Raw genomic sequence first — 24,122 nt, 5'->3', positions numbered from 1 at the left:
CCAGGCTAACAGCCTCCGATCGTAAGGCACTCGTCAGTTTCAGGGGGTCCGGTTCATGCCAGGGTGGAATCACGCTCACCGAAACACGGGAGGACCAAGCCCATGACCGCCGACGTTTTCACAACGCGCGCCGAAGTCACCCCCAGAACGGAAACTCATCCGAGGGTGCGACGGCTGCGCGATGACGCGGATCGGGCGTGGGCCATCGCGGACGGCCATCGAACCTTGGCCGCGGAAATCGAGGCAGGAGGTGAGCCAGACGCGTTCCGCCGCGCGAAGGCGCAGCACTTGCTCGGCGAAGTGGCCGCACACCACGGATTCGCCTATCACGAACTCGCCAACGCCGCCGAAGCCCGCACCGGAGCGAAAATCCATCCGCGCGAGTCTCCACAATGGAGGATCTTGATCGATCGCTCCTTCGCGGCTGTCCGTCGCGCCGAGGCACATCACGAACGCGCGGCGGCGTTTTCGGCTCGAACCGCAGGAGACGAAGCGGCTGCCCGAAGGCACGAGATCGCGGCACGTGAGGCGGACAGCCGTGCGGTGGATTCGCTCGGAGAAACCGGCGACCTTCTGTCGTGACAACGGTTTGGCATAGAAGCACCGGTTGCCGCGACGACAGAAGGTATGAACGCGTGAGCGCCGGGTGATCCGGTGAACCGGTCGATCGTGGCACTCCGTCAGAACCTGGTTGTCATATTCGGCGCCGGAAATGCTCCGTCAATGTCGAAGTCAAGCGGGTGCAGGACCGCTAGTTCGATACGAGGTGGAAGTCGAAGGCCTGGGCGATGCTGCGCTCGTCGACGTCCGTGAATCGCCGGGACACCCCGAACGGCGGCATCGCTACCAGGTCGCCAGGATCTGCGAGGTCGACCCATCGGGCGCCGCCGGGTGGTCGGGCTCCGCGGTCGTTCGCCAGTGAGGACCTCCGCCGCCGGCCTCCTTCGGCGCTCAGGATGACGCGCGCTTGCTCGACTGGCTGGCCCGTAGGTTGGAGCGACTCGAGTGAGCGGATTCAGGCGAAGACGAAGTACCGCAGCCACAGATAGGGCGCCGCGACGAGCACGGTGATCAGTGTGACGAGAGCGCCCTTCTTGGTGAATTCCCAGAAGGAGATGGGACTCCCGGCGCGGGCGGCGATCCCGAGGACGACGACGTTCGCGCTCGCGCCGATCGCGGTGGCGTTGCCGCCGAAGTCGGCGCCGAGGGCCAGCGACCACCAGAGGGCTTCGGAATGGGTGGGATCGGCGATGCTGTTGGTGAGGTCGAGGACCAGCGGGCTCATCGTCGCTACGTAGGGGATGTTGTCGACGACGCCTGACAGAAGCGCGGAGACGCCGAGGACGAGCATGACGGCCAGGAGCGCGTTGCCGCCGGTCGCGTCGGCGGCGAGTTTCGCCAGGTCGCCGATGACGCCGGTTTTCACCAAGGCGCCGATCATGATGAACAGGCCGGCGAAGAACAGCAGTGTTTCCCATTCGACGCCGGCGAGGTAGTCCTTCGGCTTGGCTTGGGACAGGAGCACGAGGGCTCCGGCGCCGAGCAGGGCGACGACCGACGGTTCGATGTGGAAGATCGAGTGGCCGATGAACGCGGTGAAAACGGCCAGGAGCACGACGCCGCATTTGACGAGGAGCTTCTTGTCGTGAATGGCTTCGCGTTCGTTGAGGGCCATGACATCGGCGACCCGTTCCGGGTCGACGGTGAAGGAACCGCGGAAGAGCCTCGGCAGGACCAGGCAGAAGACGACCAGTTCGATGGCCACGATCGGTGCCATGTTGACGAGGAAGTCGTTGAACGTCAGGCCGGCTCGGCTGCCGATGATGATGTTCGGCGGGTCGCCGATCAGGGTCGCGGCGCCGCCGATGTTCGAGGCCATGACTTCGGCGATCAGGAAGGGCACCGGCTTGATGTCGAGCCGATCGCAGACCAGGAGGGTCACCGGGGCCATCAGGAGCACCGTGGTGACGTTGTCCAGGAACGCCGACGCGACCGCGGTGATGAGCACCAGCAGAAGCATGATCCGCAGTGGCGAGCCCTTGGCGCGTTTGGCGGCCCAGATCGCGGTGAACTCGAAGACGCCGGTCTTCCGGAGGACTCCGACGATGATCATCATGCCGAGCAGCAGGAAGATGACGTCCCAGTCCACACCTGTGTCGTGGGAGTAGAACGCGTCCTCGGAGTCGAGCACGCCGAGGCCGAGCACGATGCCCGCGCCGACGAGTGCGGTGACCATCTTCGGGATCTTCTCGGTGGCGATGAACAAGTACGCCACCACGAACACGATGATCGCGACGGCGGCGCTCATGCCACGTCCTCGTGAACGGAATCAACGGCGAATACCGGCCGAAGACACTGCCAGATCACTTGTACTCTCACCGATTCCTGTCCGTGCCGACCGCCCCGACCCGGTCAGGGACGGGGTATGCCGACCAGACTTCCCGGCGCTCCACGCGTCAAGATGCCGTAAACGAGAAGCAGAGGCAACCCGGACAATCGCGACTCCGTCCAGTGGATTCGGTGATGGTGCCGTCCTGTACTCTGGATTGTGCCGGTGATCACAGTGATGTGAGATGGAGAGCTTATGTCCGGACTGCTCGGTCCACTCGCGTTGATCGCCGTGTTCGTCGTCCTGATGGCCGCGCTCCGCCTCATGCACCTGCGGCAGAGACGCGGAGAATCGCCGAATCACACCGGAGTCTCGTCGGGCCGTAAAGAATCGAACAGTAACGACGGATGACCCGGGCACACCTGCCCGGACGGTCGTAGTCTTGCGCTATGCAAGCCAGCGAGATGGCCGAGGAATTCCCGGTCGTGGACATGGATTCCGACGCGCTCGACGCGGCGCGGCTTCTCGCGGAGCACCGCCTGCCCGGCATCGTCGTGACCGACCGGAGTGGCTGCCCTCAGTCGGTCCTGCCCGCTTCAGAGGTGGTCCGTTTCCTGGTGCCGACCTATGTGCAGGACGACCCGTCACTCGCCGGTGTCCTCAACGAGTCGATGGCCGATCGTGTCGCCGACAAATTGGGCGGCCGCAAGGTGCGGTCGTTGCTTCCGGAGGAGCCCGCCGAGCTGCCGCGGGTGAACTCCGACGACACTATCATCGAGGTCGCCGCGATCATGGCGAGGCTGCACTGTCCACTGGTCGCGGTGATGCAGGACAAGACGCTGCTCGGCGTGATCTCCGCGTCCCGCCTCCTGGAGCTGGCGCTCGCCCCACAATGATCAGCTGATCTCGGTTAGTGCTCCGGTCTTCACGTCGTAGACGAAGCCACGAACATTGTCGGTGTGCAGGAGAAAATCTGACCGCTTCACGCGTTGCATCGAGCGGCGGACGCTGTCGGAGACTTCGCGGAACGCCTCGACCGCCCAAGTCGGTCGCAGTCCGGTGTCGGCTTCCAATTCGTCTTTGAAGTCGTCTTCGGTCACCAGCGACAACCCGCAGTCGGTGTGCTGCACGATCAGGACCTCGCGGGTGCCCAGCTTCCGCTGGCTCAGCGCGAGCGAGCGGATCACGTCGTCGGTGACTACTCCGCCGGCGTTGCGCAGCACATGCGATTCGCCCTGGATGAGACCGAAGATCTCGAACACCCGCACGCGTGCGTCCATGCAGGTCAGGATGGTCACCTGCAGGGAAGGCCGGGGCGAACGCCGATCGCCTGGCACCGCGTCGCCGAGTTCGTCATTGCGTTTGAGCAGTACGTCGATCGCGGTCATGACTTCCCATCGTTCGGCCGGTTCGCGGCACTGGGCGCGTTCCTGATGACGGCGGTGAGTTTGCCGCGCTGTTCGTCGTTCGCGAGCGCGGTCAATTTGTGCTCGACGTGCGGCGGCAGGTCTTTGAAGTCGAGTTCCACGTCGGATCTGTGGGAGTGGTCGATGAAGGTCAGCAGTCCCTTGGCTCCGGACATGTCCATGTAGCTCACGTGCTGCAGGCTGAGCGACAGTTTCGGCTCGTCGTCGCGCAGTCTGGTCAAGACGCGGTCTATGGAGAGGAACGACAGAGGGCCCTCGATGTGGTAGGTACCGGTCTCGTCGTAGATGACCGAAGCCCTGCTTCGGCGCGATTGCACGAAGTGCACGATGAGCGCCACGGCCACGCCGACCGCGACCGCCACGGTCAGATCGACGAGGACGGTGATGATCATCGTCGCGAACATCACGACGACATCGCCCCTGGGTGCGACATGGGTTTTGCGGAGGCTTTCCCAGTCGAACATGCCGATCGCGGTCAGGATCAAGATCCCCGACAGCACGGCGAGGGGGATGTACTGGACGACCGCGCCGAGACCGGCCACCAGTGCCAGCAGGATGACGCTGTGGGTCGCGGCCGACACCGCGGTGCTGCCGCCGCTTCTGACGTTGACCACGGACCGGACGGTCGCCCCCGCGCTGGCCAAGCCGCCGAACAGCCCGCTGGCCATGTTGCCGAGACCCTGGCCGACCAGTTCGCGATTGCTGCGGTGCCGACGGCCCGTGATGTTGTCCATCACGACCGAGGTCAGCAAGGAGTCGATCGAGCCCAGCAGCGCGATGCTCAGGGCGGGCAACACGAGGGTGAGGATCAGCGAACCGCTGAACTCCGGGATGGTGAGGGAGGGAATCGATTCGGGGATCTGGCCGATGTACTCGACCGTGCCGTTGAGGGAAACCGGCCCGATCCGAAGGTTCTGCAGCACGGGCCCCGCGAACGACAAAACGGCGGTGATGATCACGAGCGCGATCAGGCTCGCCGGGATGGACTTGACCACCCGTGCGGCTACGAGCATGAGCACGATCGTGGCTGCCACCACCAGGAAGCTCTTCTGCACCTGGTCGAGCTCGCCCAGGATGATGATCAGCGCGATCCCGCCCATGAACCCGGACACCACCGGGTGCGGGATGAAGCGGATGAGAGAACCGAGCCGGCAGACGCCGAACAGGATCTGAAGCGCGCCGGCCATGATGAACGCGAGAAACGCGCCTTCGAGTCCGTGCGCCGCGATGACACCGGTGGCGACCACGGTGATCGGGCCGGTCGGACCGGTCACCTGCGCCGGTGTTCCTCCGAAGACCGCGGCGAAGAATCCGGCGAAGATCGCGCCGTATAGGCCGACGAGGGCTCCTTCGGAGGTGCCGGTCGCGGTGATGCCGAAGGCGATCGCCAGTGGCAGCGCCACGATGGCCACGGTCAGCCCGGCAAGGAGTTCTCTGGCGAAACGCTGGAGCATCGGTCCCCGCTCGTCGGCATGCGTTTGACCCGGCCCTCGGTGGGCCAAGCCGCCGACCAGACTTCCCGGCACTCCTGGGCGTAAAGATGCCCTAAAAGAGTGTAAAGGTCCAGTAAAGAAGGCTTGCGGTCGAGATCCTCACGCCGACGGCCTAACCGACGCTCGATCGTCCGCGGCATGGTTGAAATGACCGATTTGCCGTACTCTGCGGAGATGCACGCCGCCGTCATGGCCGAGAAGTTCCCGGTAGTGCGCCTCGATTCGCTCGCGCTGCAGGCGGCTCGGCTTCTTGCCGAGAACCGGCTACCCGGGCTCGTCGTCACCGCGGCCGATGGGCGGCCCTACACGGTCTTGCCCGCCTCGGACGTGGTGAAATTCCTGGTGCCCGCCTACGTCCAGGAGGCACCCACGCTGGCCGCGGTGCTCTCCGAATCGATGGCCGACCGGGCCGCGGACAAGCTGGGCGGCAAGACGGTCCGCGACGTCCTTTCCACTCGGCCTTCTGAACTGGCTGTTGTCGAGCATGACGACAACATCGTGGAAGTCGCCGCGACGATGGCTCGGCTGCGCTGCCCGCTGGCCGCGGTCTTGCGTGACGGCACGATGATCGGTGTGATCACGGCGTCCCGGCTGCTGGAACTCGTGCTCTCGTCGGACTGACTGCTCGTCAAGCGGCCTCGCCTTGACTGAACTGAACAAGTGTTCAATACTCTGAACATGAGTTCAGTCTCTGATCTGACGGCGCGGGCCCGTATCCGCGATGCCGCGCTGGCCAGGTTCGGCGCCGACGGCATCGCCGGAACTTCGGTGCGCGCGGTCGCGGCGGACGCCGGGGTGTCTCCGGGCTTGGTGCTGCACCACTTCGGTTCAAAGGACGGGCTGCGGCAGGCCTGTGACGAGCATGTGCTCGACTCGATCCGGGGCGGAGGCGAGGCAGGCGACGATGCGCTGGCGGAAGTGCTGCAGGCGGCCACGCCGGTGCGGCGTTATCTGGCCCGGGCGTTTCTGGACGGGTCGAGCGGGGCGTCCGCCCTGTTCACCGAGATCGTGGACCGCACCGAAGGGTGGCTCGCCGACGGCGAGCGGGACGGCTGGGTGCACCCGTCGGACGACTCCCGGGCGCGCGCGGTCGTCTATGTGTCCTGGCTGCTGGCACCGCTCGTGCTCGGTGACCACGTCGGTCGGTTGCTCGGCGGGGACGCCGCGGAGACCGCGACCGCGGTCCGGGGTGCCAGGGCTGGGCTGGAGATCTTGACCAATGGCCTGTTCGCCGATGACCGCTGGCTGACCGCCTACACCGCCATCAACGACCAGGAGCGGTCGAAGTGAGGGCGCTGCTGGTCACCCACGGCACCCGTGGTGACGTCCAGCCGATGCTGGCTCTCGCTGTCGCCCTCCGCGATCGCGGGCACGAGGCGGTGCTGGCCGCGCCGGACTCGTTCGCCGATGCCGCGGGGGAGTACGACATCGAGTTCGCCCCGCTCGGTGAGGGCGCGAACCGGCTGATGGACGACCCGGTGGTGAAGGAGGCCATCGAGGGCGGTTACCGGGGCATCCGGGGCAAGATCACCGCCCTACGGACGGCCCAGCGGGTCAAACCGATGATGGCGGAGGTCCTGCACCACGTCGGTGTGGCCGCGAAGGCCTCTCGCGCGGATGTCGTCGTGCACACGACGGGGGTGCCCGCCCACCACGCGGCCGAGATGCTCGGCGTTCCCGCGGTGGTCGTCGCGCTGCAACCCGGCTGGATCCCCACCGGCGAATTCCCGTGCCCGATGATTCCCTTGCCCCGCCTGCCGAGGGCGGTGAACCGCGCCACGTATTTCGCGGTGGCCGCGATCTTGCGCGCTTTCACCGGGATCACCTCCACCTGGCGCACGACCGAACTCGGGCTGCCGCGCCGCAGGGGGAGCCACGACATCTTGCACGACGCGGAAGGCCGTGACCGACTGGTCCTGCAGGCATTCAGCCGTGAGGTCACCCTCGCGGCCTCGGACTGGCCGGATTCTGTGCACACCACCGGTTTCTGGTATCTCGCCGCCGCGTCAGCGTGGGAACCGCCTGCGGCGTTGCGGGACTTCCTCCACGCGGGCCCCGCTCCGGTCTACATCGGATTCGGCAGCATGGCCGGCAGGGACTCACGCCGCACCCGCGCGGTGGTCGAGGAAGCCGTCCGGCAGGCCGGGGTGCGTGCGGTGCTCGCCACCGGCTGGGGCGGCATGGCCGCGGACGCCGGAACCGGCGACCTGTACGTGCTCGACCACGCGCCGCACGACTGGCTGTTCCCGCGCATGAGCGCGGTCGTACATCACGGAGGCGGCGGCACGACCGGAGCCGCACTGGCCGCGGGCATACCGCAAGTGGTGTGCCCGTTCGTCGCCGACCAGCCGTACTGGGCGAACCGCATGCACGCCGTCGGCGTCGCACCGGCCCCGATACGCCAGCAGCAACTCACGACCGACCGGCTCACCGCAGCGCTGCGGCAAGCCACCGGTGACGCCGGTATGCGCGAACGGGCCGAACGACTCGGCCGGGAAATCAGCGCGGAGAACGGCGTGGCCGCCGCTGTCGACCTCCTCGAAAACCTGGCCTGACAAGGAAAACACCATGGAACTCACCGACGCGGTGACGAAGACCTTCCGCATGGACGACGAAGCCTGGCGCCGCCACGCGAACCCTTGGAGCGTATGGACCCGCTTCGCCGCGATCCCACTGATGCTGCTCGCGATCTGGAGCCGGACCTGGATCGGCTGGTGGTGTCTCGTGCCGATCGCGGCGGTCGTCGTGTGGCTGTTCCTCAACCCCTCGGCGTTCCCGCCGGTCGAACCACGCAGCTGGGCCGCGCGCGGCATCTACGGCGAACGAGTCTGGGCACACGACAAATCCTTGGTCCCGCCGGACCATCAGCGCGTGCTGCGTGTCCTGGTCGTACTGGGTCTCGCCGGTTTCGGGCTCATCACGTGGGGCCTGGTCGCGCTCGAGTTCTGGCCGACCTTGTTCGGCGCGACGGTGGTCGTCATGGCCCAGTTGTGGCGGATCGACCGGTTCGGCTGGCTCTGGGAACGGGCCGAGGAGCAGGCGGCCATGTGAAAGGCGTCAGTCGTCGTCGGCTATCCGTACCGTTCCCGCGGTTCCGTCGATGGAGATCAGCTGGCCGGTGGTGATCTCGCGGGTGGCGTCGCGGACGCAGATGACGGCAGGAATGCCGTATTCCCGGGCGACCGTGGGGCCGTGCGCGACCGGTGAGCCGGTTTCGGTGACCAGGCCGGCCGTGGTCAGGAACAGCGGGGTCCATCCGGGGTCGGTGGACGGTGCCACGAGAATCTCGCCCGGCTCGATGTACGCGCCGACCGGGTCGCGGATCACGCGCGCTCTCCCGGTCGCCTGGCCTGCCGCGCCTGCCATCCCGACCAGTACGCCGTCTTCGGCGGGCCCGGGTGGGGCAAGGGCTTCCACGTCGGTCCCGTCGGAGAGCAAGGCGCCGGGAACAGTGTGCCGTCGTAGTTCTCGCCGGTGGTCCGCGCTGCGCGCGGCGATCAGGTGAGGGTGGTCGGTCGCGTCGTGGACGGCCGCGCGTGCTTCGGCGAGGGAAAGGAACATGATGTCGTCGCCGCGTTCCAGCAGGCCACGCGACACCAGGTCGTCGCCGACGAGGAGGAGTTGCCGGCGAGCCGCTTGGATCGCGGGCAGCCACGCGAACTTCCCGATCTCCCGCAGGCCGGTGAGCTTGCGCGAGCGGCGCATGAGGAACGTCGCGACCCTGCCGCGGACCGGACGCCGGTGCCGCGCTCGCTGGGACAGCGTCTCGATCATCGCCTCGGCCTTCCGCGCGGCTTGGCGGAATCGCCGGTCGGGTGCCTGCTCGGGGTCGTCGACACGGAGGTAGTTGGCGATCGTGGCGAACAGGGGCGCCGGGTCCTCGTCCCAGCGGGGCATGCCGACGTCGATCTCGGCCGCGGCGCGCATGCCGTACTTGTCCAGGAATCCGGCCATCCCGATGTCGGGCAGTCGCCCGGCGCGGTACTTCGCGGCCAGTTCGCCGGGTGGGGTGGAGAGGAACAGCTCGTGGTGCTGTCGCGCGTTCACCGCGAGGCCCCACAGGGCGAGATCCATCTCGGTGGTCACGTTATGGGGCATTCCGCCAAGGACGATGTCCAGCTCCTCGTCCGTGGCGATGCCCTTGAGCAGGCCGGAGGGCGCTATCCCGAGGACGATCCCGGCCATCAAAGGCCCCGTGAGCCCCAGCATGCCGTGGCTCATGATCGCTCGATGCGAGTCCTCGATGACCCATCTCAGCCGCTCAGCAGTGGTCGCCGAGTCCGGGGGCGGTACGGTCAAGCGCCGGATTTCCTCCACCGCCCGGTAAGCGCGGGCGCGCGCCGCGTCCGGGCGGGCCAAGCCCGCCGCGAACCCCGTGATCACGCTCGGCGCCACTTTCGCCGTGGCCCTGAGTATGTTGCTCGTCCGGAACGGAAAGCCGCGCCGCGGGGCGAAGCGTGGATCGGTCAGCATGCGCTCGACGGCGCCCTGCACTCGTGGCCCGTACACCTGCAGGGACGTCGGCAGCCGCTTGCGCATGGCCTGGCTGCGGACGAAGTCGGTCAGGTCGAAGTAGAGCCGCCCGCCGATCGGCACCAGCCGGGGTAGCGGATCCCGTGGGTCGCTTCGGACGCCGTTTGCTTGGAACCACATCGCCGATCCGGTCTTGAGCAAGGAGATCCCCATCGGCGTGCACGGGCGGAGCATCCCCTGGATGTGGCCGAACTCGAGGTACAGCCGGGTATCGCCGGTGTCCGGTGGCAGCGGGAACAGGGTGGTGATCGGCCGGGACTGCACCAGCCACAGCACGCCGTCGGAATCGATCGCCCATTCGATGTCCTGCGGCGAGCCGAAATGCCGTTGCAGCCGCAGACCGGCGTCCCGGAGCAGTTCGAGCTGCCGGGTGTCGAGGCATCCCTCGTCCTGGTGCGGCATGGTCCGCGCACGGTGGCCGAAGACGTAGTGAGCGGGAACGACGGTGCCCTCGACTATCGCGGTCCCCAGCCCGGGGGCGGCGTCGACGACCATCTCGGTGCGGCAACCGGTGATCGGGTTGGCGGTGAACAGGACACCGGCCACCACGGGGTCGATCATCCGCTGGATCACCACCGCCATCGCGACGTCGTCGATACCGACGGTGGCCCGATAGGCCACCGCCCGATCCGAATGCAGGGACTCCCAGCACTTGCGAACGGCGTCGACGAGTGCGGCGGCCCCGTCGACGTCGAGGAAGGTGTCCTGCTGTCCTGCGAAGCTGGCGTCCGGCAAGTCCTCGGCGGTGGCGCTGGAACGCACCACGACCCGGCCGCCGCCGAGCCGCTCGTAGGCGTCGAGCAACTCCTGCTTCGGGAGATCTCGCGACGTATAGGCCTCGACGGTCAAGCAGAAGCCATCCGGTACACGCTCGCCAGCCTTGATCATCTCACCGAGCCCGGCGGCCTTCCCTCCCACCAGATCGATCATCGAGGCATCGATCTCGGACAGCCGAAGCAGTTTCATCTCTCGTCCCCCTCGCCGCGTGGGTGGTCAGGTGGTCCGGTGGCCTGCCCGATACGTCACCGCGGCGACGAGCACCAGCCACGCGATGCCGAACACGATCGCGTGCCCGGCATGGCCGAGCGCCATGTTTCCGAGGCAGGCGAGGAGAAGCACGATGGAGATCGGTGCCCACATGGTCTTCGTCCTTTTCCTGGTGGTCGGAGTACCGAGATAGTGCTCGTAGAGCGTGGTCCAGACCTCGACCCGATTCAGCTGCCGAGTGAATTCGCGGCCGGTAGGGGTGAGCTCATAGCGGGTCGAGGGCGGGGGGAGGCTGTCCCAGCTGCCACAGTGATCGCGGCGGCGGACCACCCCGGCCGCGGCGAGGACGCGCAGTGCCGAGTGGATCGTCCGGCGAGTCGCCCTCAGCCGCCGGTGCAGGTCCGCGAGCGGGCGGGGCGCCTCGGCGAGGACGTCGAGGATCTCGACCGCGCAGGGTTGGCTGACCAGCCAGGCCAGCTCTGCTGTGGGGTGGTCGGGCACCGGCCGTGTGCCCCCTTTCCCGCTGTTGGGATAGTCGGCATTAGACGATAGGCGTGCTGGCGCGACGGGCACGGTCGATGTGCTGCCGCACCGCCGTATTTTGATGCTTTCTCTACGGCGTTGGACCGGTCAGACGAATCCCGGTGTGCCAATAGGCTCACGGTTTGTGCCGGTCTCCGCCGTTGGTGTCCTTCGTGCAGAGGCCGCGGCGGATCGAGCCGGGAGCGAGTTCGGACCTATGCCGGACCTTGGTGGAGGAGTCGAGTTGCCAGGGCACGCTGGTGACCATGACGCCGGGCTGGAACAGGAGTCGTCCTTTCAGCCGTAGTGCGCTCTGGTTGTGCAGCAGATTCTCCCACCAGTGCCCGACGACGTATTCGGGGATGAACACGGTGACCACGTCGCGCGGATTGGTGGTGCGTATGCGTTTGACGTAGTCGAGGATCGGTTTGGTGATTTCCCGGTAGGGGGATTCGATGACCTTGAGCGGGATGGAGAAGGGCTGTTTGGCCCACCGGTCGAGGAGTTCGTTGGTTTCCTGGTTGTCGACGTTGACGGTGATCGCCTCGAGGACGTCGGGCCGGACCGCTTTGGCGTAGGCCAGTGCCCGACGGGTGGGCCGGTGCAGTTTCGAGACCAGGACGATCGCGTGGTTGCGTGAAGGCAGGACGATCGGCTCGTCCTCGTCGCTGTCGTGGAGTTCGTCGCCGACGCGCTGGTAGTGGCGGCGGATCGCGGTCATCAGCAGGTAGATGGCGGCCATGGCGGCGAGGGAGATCCACGCGCCCTGGGTGAACTTGGTGACGAGGATGACGACGAGGACCAGGGCGGTCATGGAGAAGCCGAAGGCGTTGATCGACTGGGAGCGGCGCATCCGGCGGCGCGCGACCGGGTCGGTTTCGGTGCGCAGCCGCCGGTTCCAGTGCCGGATCATCCCGCTCTGGCTGATCACGAACGACATGAACACGCCGACGATGTAGAGCTGGATGAGCCGGGTGACCTCGGCGTCGAAGGCGACGACGAGCAGGATGGCGGCTGCAGCGAGGAAGATGATGCCGTTGGAGAACACCAGCCGGTCGCCGCGGGTGTAGAGCTGACGGGGCAGGAAGCGGTCCTGAGCGAGGATCGAGCCGAGCACCGGGAAACCGTTGAACGCGGTATTGGCCGCCAGCACCAGGATCAGTCCGGTGAAGAAGATGACATACCAGCTCGCCGGCGGGAAACCGGCGAACACCGCGTTGCCGAGCTGGGCGATCAGCGTCTTCTGTTCGTAGCCCTCCGGAGCGCCGATCAGCTGATGCGCGGGGTCTTCCGCAACCTGCGCGCCGGTGAGCCGGGCGAGCATGATCAAGCCGAGGAACATGGTGATCGCGAGCACGCCCATCATCAGCAGCGTGGTCGCGGCGTTGCGCCCCTTGGGTTTACGGAAGGCTGGGACGCCGTTGCTGATCGCTTCGACCCCGGTCAAGGCCGCGCTGCCGGAGGAGAACGCGCGCAGGATCAGGAAAGCGAAGCCGAGACCGGCGAGATGCCCGCCTTCTTCGACCAGAGTGAAATCGGCGCTCTCCGCCCGGATCTCGTCACCCACCACGAAGACCCGCACCACCGCCCAGACGATCATGGCGAGGATGCCGAACACGAAGGCGTAGGTCGGGATGGCGAACGCGGTGCCCGATTCCCGCACACCCCGGAGGTTCATGGCGGTCAGCACCACGATGGCGCCGACGGCGAACTCGACCTTGTGTTCCCCCACGAAGGGCACGGCCGAGCCGATGTTGGCCGCCGCGGAGGCGATCGACACCGCCACGGTCAGCACGTAGTCGACGAGCAGGGCACTGCCGACGACCAAGCCCCAGCGCGGGCCGTGGTTGACGGTCGCGACTTCGTAGTCCCCGCCACCGGAGGTGTAGACGCGGACGTTCTGCCGATAGGAGGCGACGACCGAGATCATCACCACGGCGACCAGCACCGCGATCCAGGGGCTGAACACGAACGCCGACGCCCCCGCGACCGAAAGCATCAACAGGATCTCTTCGGGTGCGTAAGCCACGCTCGACATCGGGTCCGAGGCGAACACCGGCAACGCGATCCGCTTGGGCAACAGCGTGTGGGACAGGCGATCGCTACGGAAAGACCTGCCGACGAGGAGACGCTTGGCGATGGAGGCGAACTTGGGCATGGACGGCGCGGCCTAGCTTTCTGTGAGGGTGTGGGTCCGCAGGAGCACGATCTGATCTCCAGGCGCCACGCGTAGTCCGGCTGCGTGGGCGCCCCAGTGACGGCGGCCGTCGCGGATCAGTCCGACCGCGGTGGGGTCGCTGTCCCGAAGCTCGCGCCCCACCTCGGATGCCCGGGCCGGTCGTTGAGCGATCGCCCACGGTGTACGCGCCGGACGGCGACGTTCGAGCAAAGCTCCAGCCAAGGCGCCGCCGGCGGCCTCGGCGGTGACCACCGCGTGGTCGGCGCCAACGCGGCGGGCAATGGGCACGTGTGCGTCTGCGCGCACAGCGGTCACGATCATCGCGCACGGGCACAGCTCGCGTGCCAGCATCGTCGACATCACCGCGGTTTGATCCGGTACCAAGGCGATGACGATCCGATCGACCTCTACGGAGGCCGCCCGCGCGAGCGCGAGGCGATCGGTCCCGTCGCCTTGGAACGCACTGGCGCCCAGTTCGGTGGCCGACCGGACGGCGTCCGCGTCGGCATCGAGCACGACGAGGTCAGCGACGTCAGCGCCACAGGCGAGCAAGTGACAAGCAGCGCTGGAGCCGGTGACACCAAACCCGACCACCAGTGTCTGACCGTGCATTCGGGACCTCCGCGAGGCCCCTAGTGAGACACGCCTGAATTGTCCGCATGCGTCGATGGTTCCTGACGTGGTTTTGATAGCCCTAGGTCGAGCGCGCGATGGTCGTCAAAATATCGCAAAAATAGCTCTGGTGCGGTTGCAGAGTCCGACGGATTCTGCGGGTGGCCCCGAGGTGAGCGGTTTCGTGTTGTTACGTCCGGATCGTCCGGACAAGAGCTACGGTGGCCCACGACATGGGCGGGTTCGTGCTGGTGGGAGAGTTGCGTGCCGATCATCCTCATGCGGCTTCTGCGGAAGTTCGTACGCTTGCGGACCGGGTTGCCGCCGCTGGTCGTGATCGTGTTCGTCTTCGTGACGAGCTGGCCGCTGATGCTGCTTGCCGAGCCATCGGACAACCCGATCACGGAACCGGAGAACTACTGGTGGTGGTTCGTCGTCACCGCCGCGACGGTGGGATACGGCGACTTCTATCCGGAGTCGTCGTGGGGGCACGTGATCGGTGTGTATGTCATCGTGGGCGGGATCGTCACACTGACGACCGTGTTCGCTCAGCTGGCGGAGATCATCGAGAAGACGAAAGGGCGCCGGATGCAGGGGGCGGTCACGCTGGACATCGAAGACCACGTCGTCGTGCTCGGGTACTCGCCAGGACGGACCCAGCGCATCGTCGATGAACTGGTCGCGGGTGGGGACCGTCCGATCGTGCTCGCCGCGTGGGACGAGGTCGACACCCACCCGATGGCGGACCGCGGTATCGGCTTCGTCCGTGGTGATCTCGCCGAGGACGACGTCCTGCGGCGTGCCTGTGTGCACCGGGCGAACAGCGTACTGATCGACGCGCGGGACGACAACGAGGCCTTGGCCGTCGCGGTCACCGTCGATCATGTCGCGGCAGGCGCGCATATCGTGGTCGCCCTTCGCGACCTCGCCAAGGAGGCGCATTTCCGTTACGTGAACGACGGAATCCGGTGCGTCCAATGGCACAGCCCGCATATGGTGACCGAAGAGATCCAGGCACCGGGTATCACCGAGGTCTACGCCGAGCTGATGACCCACGGCGGCGGCAACACCTACACGCTACGGCTGACCGAGCCCTCGACCTTCGGCGATTGCCAGGCGGCGTTCGGCTGGAGACACAGTGCGACCGTGCTCGCCGTCCGGACCGCCGACCAGCTGCTGATCAGCCCACCGTGGCAGACCGCTCTCCCCGCTGGGACGGTGCTCTACTACGTCGGGCACCAACCGATCATGCCTGGCCAGCTCACCGCCGCGATGGCGGCTTCGTGACTATCCGGAAACCGATCGAGCTTCGCGGTGGGCCGTGGTGAACTCGTTCCTCGGTGCTTCGCCGTGGTGGCGGCGGCTGATGCCCAGCTGGCGGCACCCGGCTCGGGCGGTCGTGTTCGGCTTCGGGATGGCGACCCTGGCAGGCACGCTCCTGCTCAGCCTGCCGGTCGCGACCGAGTCCGGTGAGTCCGCGAGCGTGGTGAGCGCGTTGTTCACCGCCGTGTCGGCGATCTGCGTGACCGGCCTCGTCGTGGTGGACACCCCCACCTACTGGTCGACGTTCGGCGAGCTCGTCGTACTCGGCCTCATCCAGGTCGGCGGGTTCGGCATCATGACCCTGGCCTCGCTGCTGACGTTGCTGGTGTCGAGACGGATCGGGCTGCGGATGCAGCTCACCGCCCAGGCCGAGACGAAAACACTCGGGCTCGGTGACGTCCGCACGGTCATCCGCGGTGTCATCGTCGTCAGCCTCGGCATCGAGGCGATCATCGCCACCGCGCTGACCATCCGGTTCGCCGCCGGATACGGCGAACCGTTCGGGCGCGCGGTGTATCTCGGGGTCTTCCACGCGGTGTCGGCGTTCAACAACGCGGGTTTCGCGTTGTACACCGACAGCTTGATCGGGTTCGCGACCGACCCCTGGATCTGTGTGCCGATCATGGTCGCGGTGATCGCCGGCGGGCTCGGCTTTCCGGTGCTGTTCGAGGTGATCCGGCGACGTCACCGGCGGCGCTGGTCACTGCACACGAAGATCACCGTGCCCGTCTACTTCGGACTGTTGCTGATCGGGACCGTGGCGGTACTGCTGTTCGAATGGGGGAACACCCTCGGCAAGCTCGACGTCCACCACAAACTCCTGGTCGGCTTCTTCCACGGTGTCATGCCGCGCACAGCCGGGTTCAACAGCCTCGACGTCGGCCAGCTGCAGCCGTCCACCCTGTTCGTCAGCGACATCCTCATGTTCATCGGAGGAGGCAGCGCGGGCACCGCGGGCGGCATCAAGGTCACCACGTTCGCGTTGCTCGGATACGTGATCTACGCGGAGATCCGCGGCGAACCGACCGTGCACGTCATGGGCCGCAGGCTCACCGACCAGGTCCAGCGCCAGGCCCTGACCATCGCCCTGCTCGGTGTGGGTGCCGTCGTGGCGGGCACCCTGGTGCTGCTGTCGGTCACCTCGTTCGCCTTGGACGATGTCCTGTTCGAGGTGACGTCCGCGTTCGGCACGGTCGGCCTGTCGACCGGTATCACCGCGCAGCTTCCCGTCTCCGGCCAGATCGTGCTGATGGTGCTGATGTTCCTCGGCAGACTCGGCCCGATCACGCTGGCGTCCGCACTGGCACTGCGCGAACGCGCGCGGCGCTACGAATACCCCGAGGAGCGACCCATTGTCGGATAAGCAGGTTTCCCGTGTCGTCGTGATCGGTCTCGGCCGGTTCGGCAGCTCGCTCGCGTCGGAGCTCGTCGCTCGCGGGTCGGAGGTGCTCGGGATCGACTCGGACCCGAAGATCGTCCAGCGGCACGCCGACGACCTCACCCACGCCGTCGTCGCCGACACCACCGACCCGGACGTGATGCGGCAGCTCGGCGTGCATCAGTTCTTCCGTGCTGTCGTCGGTATCGGCACCGATCTGGAAGCCAGCATTCTCACCACCGCGCTGCTGGTCGACTTCGAGATCCCGAACATCTGGGCCAAGGCGATCAGCCGTCAGCACGGCCGAATTCTCGAACGGATCGGCGCGCACCACGTCGTGCTCCCCGAACACGAGATGGGTGAACGCGTGGCTCATCTCGTGACCGGGCGGATGCTGGACTACATCGAATTCGAAGACGACTACGCGATGGTCAAGACCCGTGCGCCGGAAGAGGCGGTCGGGCGGCAGCTGGGTGACAGCCGGCTGCGGGCCAAGTACGGCGTCACCGTGGTCGGGGTCAAACGACCTGGTGAGGGCTTCACCTACGCCACCGCGGACACCGTGGTGAACCGGGGCGACGTGCTGATCGTCGCCGGACGGACCACCGAGGTCGAACGAGTAGCGGATTTGACCTGATCAGGAGACGGGGGAATGGCGATGACGGGCACAGTGGCCGGGACCGCGGTCGGGCCGATGGTGATCGCGGCGGTGGAACAGCACCATCCCGCCCCGCGGCGCCTGGTTCAGGACGAGATGGCGATCCAGGTTCTTCCCGCGGCGGTGCGATTCCTGGCCGGGTTGGCCAGGTGGCGGGTGATCCGGGATCTGCTGGTCGCGGCGTCGGAGAAGAAGGCGCCCGGGATCTGGGGTGGCATCGCCTGCCGCAAGCGCTATCTGGACGATAAGTTCGCCGAGGACCTGCGCGCGGATGTCGACGCCGTGGTCGTACTGGGTGCCGGTCTGGACACGCGCGCGTGTCGTCTGGCCGTGCCCGCGGGGGTCCGGGTGTTCGAAGTGGACCTCCCTGGCAACGTCGAGGCCAAGCGTGAACGGATCCGGGTGCTGGACGCGGTGACACTGGTCCCGATCGACTTCGAGAACGACGACCTGGAGACCGTCCTCAGTGGACACGGATACCGGCCGGACGGTGTCACGCTGTTCGTCTGGGAAGGAGTGACCCAGTATCTGACTGAGGCCGGTGTCCGCAAGACGCTCGATGTCCTGGCCAAGGCCGGTTCCGGAAGTCGGCTGCTGTTCACCTACGTGCGTAAGGACTTTCTCGACGGAACCGCGATGTACGGCGCCGATGCCCTGCACCGGCAGTTCGTCGGGAAAGACCGGATCTGGCGGTTCGGGTTGAACCCGGACGACGTCGACCGGCTTCTCGCCGAGTACGGCTGGCGTGAACTCGAGCAAGTGGGCTCCGGCGAACTCACCGCCCGGTACGTCCGGCCGTCCGGGCGGGCCACGCCGGTCTCAGACCTGGAACGAACCGTGCACGCCGAAAAACATTGACGAGTCACCTGTCCTGGTCAGTGCCAGAACGGGCACGCTTCCAAGTCAAGGCCGGCCAGAGCAGGCTGAAGCCAGTGATAGTCACGCCCAGCGAATCGGTCCAGTGACCGGTGAACGCGCTGTCGATCCAGACCAGGACCCAGCCGAGCACGGCGGGCAGCCGCAGGTACCAGTAACGCCTGGGGATGACGCCGAGCAGGACCATGAACAGCAACGCGAACACGAGGGCGGGTGATGCCTCCCATCAGGAATTCTCTTTCTGCGGAAGCTTTTCCGGTTGTCCGGTGGGCAGGTTGTCCGGTGGTTCGATGCGCAGTGCTTTGGCGACGGGGACGTCGGTGGAGGAGTGCAGCACGATCGACAGTGCGATGGTGATCGCGACAAGGTCGAAGACATGCTCTCCCGCCGGGATCCCGGCTTGTAGTGCGAGGAGTCCGTAGACGACGGAGGCGAAGCCCTTGGGGCCGAACCAGGCCGCGGCCGAGCGTTCCCGGGCGGGCAACGTAGTGCGGATCAGCGAGAGCATCATCGCGGCGGGCCGGATCAACACGATCGCGATAACCGCGACCGCCCAGTCGCCGACGCTGAGGTGGGACAACCGTTCCGGCGTGATGAGCGCGCCGAACACCAGGAGAGCGGCGAATTTCGTCGTCTCGGACAGCAGATCGCCGAAATGCTCGAAGTGCTCAGCCGATACCCGGTCCATTGTGGCCAGTGTGGCGCCGGCCGCGAACGCGGCGAGGTAAGGATTGGCGTGGGTGAGGTGGCAGGTCGCGTACAGGATCACCGCGACCGCCAACGGCCCCAAGGCCTGTAGTCGTGGTTCCGCGGTGAGGACTTTCAGCCGCCAGGCGAGCGCGATGGCCGCGGGAATGGCGACGCCGAGCGCGAGACCGGCGACGAGTTCGATGGCGATGCCGCCGAAGTCGGTGTCCCGGTTCGCGGCGGTCGCGAGAAAGATCAGCACGAAGGGGAGCGCGAGGCCGTCGTTAAGGCCGGATTCGACGTTGAGCAGCCTGCGCAGCCGCAGCGGCACATCCGTCCGTCCGACGATCGCGGAGGCGAACACCGGGTCGGTCGGCGACAGGATCGCGCCGATCAGGAACGACGTCGTCCAGTCCAGACCGGTGAGGAAATGCGTCGGCACCGCGATGCCCACCATGGTCAAGGGCATCGCCAAGCCCAGCGCGCGGCCGGAGAGCCGCCAGCCTTCCTTCAGGGAGGGCAGGCCGGCGCGCTGGCCGTCGGTGAACAGCACGGTGAACAACGCCAGATCGGCCAGGCCGGTCACGAAGGCGCCATTGGAGGGGATCTCGACGAGGCCGAATCCGCCTTGCCCGATCAGTGCGCCCGCCACCAGGAACAGCAGTGCGGTCGACAGCACGGTGCGTGCCGCGAGTCCGGAGAGCGACACGCTGATCAACAGCACCAGACCGAACGCCAAGGCAAGTGTCACGGAAACCCCGTCCACGTCGAACGACCCACCCCTCGTGGATGGGTCGTGCCGACCAGACTTCCCGGCGCTCCGCGCGTAAAGATGCCGTATGGGCGCTGCGGACGCAAACCGCGTGCAGGGCGTGGCCCTCGGTTCTCCGCATCGATCGTAAGACTTTCGTCAGGTCGGCTCTGGCATCTCCGTGACAGGCTCGGTGTGCGCCGCACAGGGTCCATGAATGAGGAGATGCGATGCCCCAAACCGTCAGGCTGCGGAGCAGGGCGCTCACCGAGCTGCTTTACGGGACCGCCGGACGTTCGGCGGTGACCCTGAGTGGACCGCAGACCACCGGGTGTGCTGCCGACGACGGGGTGGCGCGCGCGAAGCGGCTGCGGTGTGACGCGGCGCGCCTGCGTAAGGTCGCGGGGAAGTACCTCGAGCGAGCTGCCGAACTGGTGGCAGACGGCGAACAGATATTGGCTCAACAGCAACGGGATCTCGCCGAGATCTCGGCCTGCCACTACATGGCCTACGACGAGCTCGCGATCGCGGCGGAGTACCGAGGCAGGGCAGGACGGTTCGCGCGCGGGTCGATCGCGCACGAGGTCGAGGTGCAGCGTGCTTACGCGGCCATCAGGCGCGCCGAGGGACAGCGGGAGCGCGGAGAAGCCGTCCGGCGCCGAGGTGACGCGTTCGCGGAGATACGTCATCGAAAGCTCGCTGAAGAGTCCGAGGAGAAGGCGAGAGTCGCAGAGCTTCGAGCGTCCGAGTTACTGGAGGCCCAGGCCGGAGTGACAAGGGGAGTGCCATGAGTTCGAGTCACGGCCGACGTCCTGTTTTCGGCAGGCTGGATCCCTTCTGCCTGCTCGCCGCCGTTCCCGCCGTGCTGGTCGGAGTCCTGATGGCCACTCAGGGGTTGTGGCTGCTCGGGCTCGCCTGCGCGGTCTTCGCCGGGTGCATCCTGCTGTTCGATTCCTGGGCAAACCGCCCGGCCTCGGTATCGACGCGTCCAAGGGTCTCAGCGCGGTCTCGGAGTCATCAGCGAACGTCGTGGGCATCGACGGCCGCTCCGCGGCGGCAAGTACCGAACAGGCCTATGAGGACAGCGTCGGCGCGCCCACCTCGCTAGGATTCCCGCTGCTGGAGAAGCGGCTCGTGCCGAGCCAAGCGATGGCCTCGCGCACCGATCCACGAGGTCCGGTGATCACGATGGCCTTCTCCCGCAGCGCTCCCAGCCAGTCTGTGTGACCGAGCCAGACCCGGGCCAGCGCACCCAGAGTGCAGTCGATCCGCATCGCTTGCGGCAGCCTCGGATCATGGACCGTCGGCGCGGCGACGGACTGCGAGAGAACAAGCCACCACCAACGCGGTCCTGGCGACTCGGCGAACCGGAAATGGATCGTCACCGCGTTCGGGGGCAAACCGGACCGGTCGATCCCACGCGCGATGTCACGCAGGAGCAAGGCCGGATTGAGGTCACCGTGCCGAGGTGGCGGCAACCAGCGCGCACCCCAGTTGCCGAGGGGCTCGACGACCGCCGACAGTTCGCGGCCGGCCTCGGTCAGCACTGCGCTACTTGGCCGCCCCGACGGATGAAGGGTGACGATACCCGCTGCTTCGAGGTTCCGGAGTCGTTTGGTCAGCAACCCAGTTGACATGCCCGGCACGCCTCTCGCGATATCCACGAAAGTAGTGCTGTCGTGCAGAAGTTCACGGAGGATCAGCAGCGTCCATGGTTCGCCGACCACCTCGGCCGCCAGCGCGATCGGGCAGTGCTGCTCGTAACGCATCACAGAACCTGGACAAGACGGGTGATCCGGTGCCGTGCCATCCGGTGCAGCATTTCGCCGAGCGCTTCGGGGACGATCTGTTCCCGAAGGTCGCGGTGGGTGGCGCGGACGATGGCGCCGACCGCGACCGGAGACAACTTCGTCGAGAACTCGCTGGCCAACCAGACGGACACGTCTTCGACGACGTCGTTCGCGCTCGGGCTCTCTACACTCATCGCTCTCCTCGCGTGCTCTCGGCCTCGGTTCATTCTTCCGGCTAGGCACGGTGGGGAACCTGACGACTACCTGACAATTGCGGGCACGCTCTCACGAAGGTCGGCGTGATCCTCCTGGTGCGGGCGGGGTAGCGGAAGTACCTTTTCCCAGGCGCGCCGGGAAGCCTGGTCGGCAGTGGACGCTCAGGCGTATTCACGGCTCAGATCACGCTCACCCGGCTCGGCCACCGGACTGGCCGCGGCGCTGATCATTGTCTCCTCGAGCGAAGTGGCTGGGACCTGACTCGTGTTGATCAAGCTTGTCGTTACGCGCGGGGGAGGCGTTCGCAGGCTGTCCAGGTGGCGATGAACGCGTCCAGCCAGCCGAACAAGGCCGCCACCCCGGACCGGACCGCGACCGAGCAGGTGACGAGCGACAGCAGCCACGCCCGGTAGGCCGCGAGCCGCCACATCAGGCAAGGCGGCCACCGAGAGCGACCGTCCGATGAGGACGGTCCGCCCCGGCGGCCGCGGTGGGTCAGAACGGCCAGTCGGCGCTCCGCCCCGCTTCGAGGAGCGGAATCATCCGGAAGGCCTGGTCGGTCAGGCCGCCGAAGGTGTGCCGGTTCCCGTAGCCGGACGTCGAGTGGCCGTGCTGGTAGCCCGCGAGGTTCCACGTGTACAGCGTCGTGTCCTTCGGCACCGCCTGGTCGACGTTGCCCGCCGAGTGCTGCTCGTCGGTCAGGATCACGAGCCGGTCGTGCTCCGGCCGCAGGTGGCGCTGGATCGCACCGACGGTGTTGGTGCCGGCGCCGATGAAGTAGCCGTCGTTCTTCCACCGGTCGAGCGCGCGCAGCAGCGACTCGCCGCCGCGCACGTCGAAGGCCTTCGAACCGGTGCCGCCGTAGTAGCCGTTCGAGAACGACACGACATCCGCCGTCTCGCAGCGGGCCCCGAGCGCGATCCCGAAGATCGCGGCCGCGTCCCAGCGCATCAGCGTGCCGTCCTTGCTGAAACCGGCGTTCATCGACCCCGAGGTGTCGACGAGGATCAGGGTCCGTCCGGCGAGGCGAGGCACGTTCGACAGCGACTCGGAGATCGCCTTTTCCAGCGCGTATGACCAGCGAAGCGACGGCGCCGCCCGATACGCGGAGAGGAACCTCATCGGGAACTGCCGTGACTTCGCCACCTGCTCCGGATCGGCCAGGCGCGCCGCGACCTGCTCGGCGACCTCGTCGGACACTCCTGCCTGGTCGAAGTTCCGGAGGTTCCGCAGGAGCGCCATGTAGCCCATGGACGGGATCATGGCTTCCCAGGCCTGCGCGCCCATGGGCCCCTGGAGCCAGCCGGCCAGGGACTCCCACGTCATGCCCGCCTGCCGGAGAACCGACCGCGCGGTGTCGAGTTCGGGGCCGAGGAACAGATCCCGGCGCTTCTCCTCGTCCCACGCCATGACCTCCGCGCGGAAGCCGAGCACCGCCAATTCGGCGGGGATTTCCCGGCCGGGGTTGAACCGGACGTCGACGATGTGCTTGAACAGGGCGTCCTGCACCGCGTCCTTCGGGTCCGGGTGGGCCAGGCCGAGGACGTCGGCGAACCGGAAGGCGCGCGCGTCGGAATCCCACTTGAGGAACGACTTTTCGTGGAAGAGCCGGACGGCCGCGTCGGCGACGCCACGCTTGACCGGCTTCGGGATCTTCCTGCCGTACAAGGAGGTCCAGTACGCGAGCAGCTCGCCGGGCTCGTCGGCGCGCTGGAGCACGGAGTCGACGACGGCGCGGTTCGCGGTGGTGGCGACGTACGACTGATCGTCCGTCGCGGTGGTAAGCCGGGCCCGGACGTATTCGGCGGCGCCGACGATCGCGGCGGTACGCATGTTCGCTTCCGTGCGGAGCCAGCGCAGGAAACGCGCTGTCCATTCCGGGTCGGCGAGCGACGCCTTCCGGACGAGGTCGGCGTAACGCGTGTCGCGTCCGTCGCCCGTCTCGTAGAAGGTGTTCTCGCCGACCATGTTGGTGACCGCGAGCAGGAACAGCTCGGACTTGGTGTCCCGCCGGTAGCCGTCGCCGCCTTCGTGGGTGACGCCGCCGGGGCTTCGCTCACCGGCGATCGGTGAGCCGGTCGCCGGGCGGGTGCCGGCGGTGTTGAACTTCGACACCTCAACCCTCGTTTCGTTCGAGGGGAGCTTCGACTCCGGATGCGGCCCGAGAAAAAGTCGGTGACGGTGCTTGTCCAATGCTCTGCCGACTGAGCTACCGGCAGCATGGCTGCCGGGCGGGACTCGAACCCGCGACCCTTGGAATACGATGAAGTAGCCGTCTCCTGCGCACCGGGCACATCTGAAGTTGTGGGCTCCCGAGAAATAGTCGGTGACGGTGACGTAGTGACCTGGGCCGCTGGTCGA

Annotated in this window: 25 protein-coding genes; 12 read left to right on the top strand and 13 right to left on the bottom strand. The window is 67.0% G+C overall.

Features of this window, described 5'->3' with window-relative positions:
• The first annotated feature begins 102 nt into the window (after positions 1 to 102).
• The gene (locus tag AC0685_RS22900) at positions 103 to 582 is read left to right on the top strand and encodes a hypothetical protein (protein WP_478227394.1); all 480 of its coding nucleotides are present in this window, start codon (positions 103 to 105) and stop codon (positions 580 to 582) included.
• Between the two features lie 184 nt (positions 583 to 766).
• Positions 767 to 922, top strand: coding sequence for a hypothetical protein (locus AC0685_RS22895; RefSeq protein WP_478227393.1), 156 nt, complete (start codon positions 767 to 769; stop codon positions 920 to 922).
• A 93-nt stretch (positions 923 to 1,015) separates the two neighbouring features.
• On the opposite strand, the gene AC0685_RS22890 is transcribed toward AC0685_RS22895, so the two are convergent.
• Complete coding sequence (locus tag AC0685_RS22890) at positions 1,016 to 2,308, bottom strand: ArsB/NhaD family transporter (RefSeq protein WP_478227392.1); 1,293 nt, start codon at positions 2,306 to 2,308, stop codon at positions 1,016 to 1,018.
• A gap of 470 nt (positions 2,309 to 2,778) precedes the next feature.
• Between AC0685_RS22890 and AC0685_RS22885 the strand changes: the two genes are divergently transcribed.
• Positions 2,779 to 3,225, top strand: coding sequence for a CBS domain-containing protein (locus AC0685_RS22885; RefSeq protein ID WP_478227391.1), 447 nt, complete (start codon positions 2,779 to 2,781; stop codon positions 3,223 to 3,225).
• Here the strand turns inward: AC0685_RS22885 and AC0685_RS22880 are convergent, their stop codons facing one another.
• Positions 3,226 to 3,717, bottom strand: coding sequence for a beta-class carbonic anhydrase (locus AC0685_RS22880; protein ID WP_478227390.1), 492 nt, complete (start codon positions 3,715 to 3,717; stop codon positions 3,226 to 3,228). It lies immediately after the preceding gene.
• A complete protein-coding gene (locus tag AC0685_RS22875; RefSeq protein ID WP_478227389.1) occupies positions 3,714 to 5,210 on the bottom strand; it encodes a SulP family inorganic anion transporter in 1,497 nt (498 codons plus the stop codon). The genes AC0685_RS22880 and AC0685_RS22875 overlap by 4 nt, the downstream gene beginning before the upstream one ends.
• Positions 5,211 to 5,423: 213 nt before the next feature.
• Between AC0685_RS22875 and AC0685_RS22870 the strand changes: the two genes are divergently transcribed.
• The 4 genes from AC0685_RS22870 to AC0685_RS22855 are packed head-to-tail and all read left to right on the top strand — an operon-like array spanning position 5,424 to position 8,300.
• Positions 5,424 to 5,870, top strand: a complete 447-nt coding sequence (locus tag AC0685_RS22870; protein ID WP_478227388.1) for a CBS domain-containing protein — start codon at positions 5,424 to 5,426, stop codon at positions 5,868 to 5,870.
• A gap of 57 nt (positions 5,871 to 5,927) precedes the next feature.
• Positions 5,928 to 6,539 (top strand): TetR/AcrR family transcriptional regulator, encoded by a 612-nt coding sequence (locus tag AC0685_RS22865; RefSeq protein WP_478227387.1) that lies wholly within the window; start codon positions 5,928 to 5,930, stop codon positions 6,537 to 6,539.
• Positions 6,536 to 7,804, top strand: coding sequence for a glycosyltransferase (locus AC0685_RS22860; RefSeq protein WP_478227386.1), 1,269 nt, complete (start codon positions 6,536 to 6,538; stop codon positions 7,802 to 7,804). The genes AC0685_RS22865 and AC0685_RS22860 overlap by 4 nt, the downstream gene beginning before the upstream one ends.
• 13 nt (positions 7,805 to 7,817) lie before the next feature.
• A complete protein-coding gene (locus AC0685_RS22855; protein WP_478227385.1) occupies positions 7,818 to 8,300 on the top strand; it encodes a DUF6653 family protein in 483 nt (160 codons plus the stop codon).
• A gap of 6 nt (positions 8,301 to 8,306) precedes the next feature.
• On the opposite strand, the gene AC0685_RS22850 is transcribed toward AC0685_RS22855, so the two are convergent.
• The 4 genes from AC0685_RS22850 to AC0685_RS22835 form a co-directional block, all read right to left on the bottom strand.
• Positions 8,307 to 10,748 carry a PEP/pyruvate-binding domain-containing protein gene (locus AC0685_RS22850; RefSeq protein WP_478227384.1) on the bottom strand — a complete coding sequence of 814 codons (2,442 nt, stop codon included), beginning with the start codon at positions 10,746 to 10,748 and terminating at the stop codon, positions 8,307 to 8,309.
• A 27-nt stretch (positions 10,749 to 10,775) separates the two neighbouring features.
• Entirely contained in the window at positions 10,776 to 11,270 is a 495-nt protein-coding gene (locus tag AC0685_RS22845; protein WP_478227383.1) for a helix-turn-helix domain-containing protein, read from the bottom strand.
• A gap of 157 nt (positions 11,271 to 11,427) precedes the next feature.
• Positions 11,428 to 13,449, bottom strand: coding sequence for an APC family permease (locus tag AC0685_RS22840; protein WP_478227382.1), 2,022 nt, complete (start codon positions 13,447 to 13,449; stop codon positions 11,428 to 11,430).
• Between the two features lie 12 nt (positions 13,450 to 13,461).
• Positions 13,462 to 14,082 carry an NAD(P)-binding protein gene (locus AC0685_RS22835; RefSeq protein ID WP_478227381.1) on the bottom strand — a complete coding sequence of 207 codons (621 nt, stop codon included), beginning with the start codon at positions 14,080 to 14,082 and terminating at the stop codon, positions 13,462 to 13,464.
• A gap of 264 nt (positions 14,083 to 14,346) precedes the next feature.
• Between AC0685_RS22835 and AC0685_RS22830 the strand changes: the two genes are divergently transcribed.
• From AC0685_RS22830 to AC0685_RS22815, 4 genes are read left to right on the top strand one after another with little or no spacing between them, the layout of a single operon-like run.
• Complete coding sequence (locus AC0685_RS22830) at positions 14,347 to 15,369, top strand: ion channel (protein ID WP_478227380.1); 1,023 nt, start codon at positions 14,347 to 14,349, stop codon at positions 15,367 to 15,369.
• A 37-nt stretch (positions 15,370 to 15,406) separates the two neighbouring features.
• Positions 15,407 to 16,768 carry a TrkH family potassium uptake protein gene (locus AC0685_RS22825; protein WP_478227379.1) on the top strand — a complete coding sequence of 454 codons (1,362 nt, stop codon included), beginning with the start codon at positions 15,407 to 15,409 and terminating at the stop codon, positions 16,766 to 16,768.
• Entirely contained in the window at positions 16,758 to 17,420 is a 663-nt protein-coding gene (locus AC0685_RS22820; protein ID WP_478227378.1) for a potassium channel family protein, read from the top strand. The genes AC0685_RS22825 and AC0685_RS22820 overlap by 11 nt, the downstream gene beginning before the upstream one ends.
• Positions 17,421 to 17,441: 21 nt before the next feature.
• Positions 17,442 to 18,299, top strand: coding sequence for an SAM-dependent methyltransferase (locus AC0685_RS22815; protein WP_478227377.1), 858 nt, complete (start codon positions 17,442 to 17,444; stop codon positions 18,297 to 18,299).
• A gap of 4 nt (positions 18,300 to 18,303) precedes the next feature.
• On the opposite strand, the gene AC0685_RS22810 is transcribed toward AC0685_RS22815, so the two are convergent.
• Together AC0685_RS22810 and AC0685_RS22805 are read right to left on the bottom strand one after the other, a co-directional pair.
• Complete coding sequence (locus AC0685_RS22810) at positions 18,304 to 18,522, bottom strand: hypothetical protein (protein WP_478227376.1); 219 nt, start codon at positions 18,520 to 18,522, stop codon at positions 18,304 to 18,306.
• Between the two features lie 21 nt (positions 18,523 to 18,543).
• On the bottom strand, positions 18,544 to 19,755 hold the full coding sequence (locus tag AC0685_RS22805; RefSeq protein ID WP_478227375.1) for a cation:proton antiporter: 1,212 nt from the start codon (positions 19,753 to 19,755) through the stop codon (positions 18,544 to 18,546).
• A 230-nt stretch (positions 19,756 to 19,985) separates the two neighbouring features.
• Between AC0685_RS22805 and AC0685_RS22800 the strand changes: the two genes are divergently transcribed.
• A complete protein-coding gene (locus AC0685_RS22800) occupies positions 19,986 to 20,546 on the top strand; it encodes a hypothetical protein (RefSeq protein ID WP_478227374.1) in 561 nt (186 codons plus the stop codon).
• 282 nt (positions 20,547 to 20,828) lie between these two features.
• Here AC0685_RS22800 and AC0685_RS22795 read toward each other — a convergent pair whose 3' ends face one another.
• The 4 genes from AC0685_RS22795 to AC0685_RS22780 form a co-directional block, all read right to left on the bottom strand.
• Positions 20,829 to 21,524: a winged helix-turn-helix transcriptional regulator gene (locus tag AC0685_RS22795; protein WP_478227373.1), complete on the bottom strand. Its 696-nt coding sequence runs from the start codon at positions 21,522 to 21,524 to the stop codon at positions 20,829 to 20,831.
• Positions 21,524 to 21,739: a hypothetical protein gene (locus AC0685_RS22790; RefSeq protein ID WP_478227372.1), complete on the bottom strand. Its 216-nt coding sequence runs from the start codon at positions 21,737 to 21,739 to the stop codon at positions 21,524 to 21,526. Before AC0685_RS22790 ends, AC0685_RS22795 begins: the two co-directional genes overlap by 1 nt.
• 305 nt (positions 21,740 to 22,044) lie before the next feature.
• On the bottom strand, positions 22,045 to 22,191 hold the full coding sequence (locus AC0685_RS22785) for a hypothetical protein (protein ID WP_478227371.1): 147 nt from the start codon (positions 22,189 to 22,191) through the stop codon (positions 22,045 to 22,047).
• A 65-nt stretch (positions 22,192 to 22,256) separates the two neighbouring features.
• The gene (locus AC0685_RS22780) at positions 22,257 to 23,876 is read right to left on the bottom strand and encodes a TROVE domain-containing protein (RefSeq protein WP_478227370.1); all 1,620 of its coding nucleotides are present in this window, start codon (positions 23,874 to 23,876) and stop codon (positions 22,257 to 22,259) included.
• Positions 23,877 to 24,122: the final 246 nt, after the last annotated feature.

Source organism: Amycolatopsis sp. NPDC043889, from assembly GCF_056435645.1.
Note: the sequence above shows the minus strand (reverse complement) of the source record. Positions and strands in the feature narration are given on the sequence as shown.

Excerpts from the sequence above, each read along its gene's own strand:
- AC0685_RS22900 (WP_478227394.1), top strand. The coding sequence starts at position 103 with ATGACCGCCGACGTTTTCACAACGCGCGCCGAAGTCACCCCCAGAACG.
- AC0685_RS22890 (WP_478227392.1), bottom strand. The coding sequence starts at position 2,308 with ATGAGCGCCGCCGTCGCGATCATCGTGTTCGTGGTGGCGTACTTGTTC.
- AC0685_RS22885 (WP_478227391.1), top strand. The coding sequence starts at position 2,779 with ATGCAAGCCAGCGAGATGGCCGAGGAATTCCCGGTCGTGGACATGGAT.
- AC0685_RS22880 (WP_478227390.1), bottom strand. The coding sequence starts at position 3,717 with ATGACCGCGATCGACGTACTGCTCAAACGCAATGACGAACTCGGCGAC.
- AC0685_RS22875 (WP_478227389.1), bottom strand. The coding sequence starts at position 5,210 with ATGCTCCAGCGTTTCGCCAGAGAACTCCTTGCCGGGCTGACCGTGGCC.
- AC0685_RS22870 (WP_478227388.1), top strand. The coding sequence starts at position 5,424 with ATGCACGCCGCCGTCATGGCCGAGAAGTTCCCGGTAGTGCGCCTCGAT.
- AC0685_RS22865 (WP_478227387.1), top strand. The coding sequence starts at position 5,928 with ATGAGTTCAGTCTCTGATCTGACGGCGCGGGCCCGTATCCGCGATGCC.
- AC0685_RS22855 (WP_478227385.1), top strand. The coding sequence starts at position 7,818 with ATGGAACTCACCGACGCGGTGACGAAGACCTTCCGCATGGACGACGAA.
- AC0685_RS22850 (WP_478227384.1), bottom strand. The coding sequence starts at position 10,748 with ATGAAACTGCTTCGGCTGTCCGAGATCGATGCCTCGATGATCGATCTG.
- AC0685_RS22840 (WP_478227382.1), bottom strand. The coding sequence starts at position 13,449 with ATGCCCAAGTTCGCCTCCATCGCCAAGCGTCTCCTCGTCGGCAGGTCT.
- AC0685_RS22835 (WP_478227381.1), bottom strand. The coding sequence starts at position 14,082 with ATGCACGGTCAGACACTGGTGGTCGGGTTTGGTGTCACCGGCTCCAGC.
- AC0685_RS22815 (WP_478227377.1), top strand. The coding sequence starts at position 17,442 with ATGACGGGCACAGTGGCCGGGACCGCGGTCGGGCCGATGGTGATCGCG.
- AC0685_RS22800 (WP_478227374.1), top strand. The coding sequence starts at position 19,986 with ATGCCCCAAACCGTCAGGCTGCGGAGCAGGGCGCTCACCGAGCTGCTT.
- AC0685_RS22795 (WP_478227373.1), bottom strand. The coding sequence starts at position 21,524 with ATGCGTTACGAGCAGCACTGCCCGATCGCGCTGGCGGCCGAGGTGGTC.
- AC0685_RS22790 (WP_478227372.1), bottom strand. The coding sequence starts at position 21,739 with ATGAGTGTAGAGAGCCCGAGCGCGAACGACGTCGTCGAAGACGTGTCC.
- AC0685_RS22785 (WP_478227371.1), bottom strand. The coding sequence starts at position 22,191 with ATGTGGCGGCTCGCGGCCTACCGGGCGTGGCTGCTGTCGCTCGTCACC.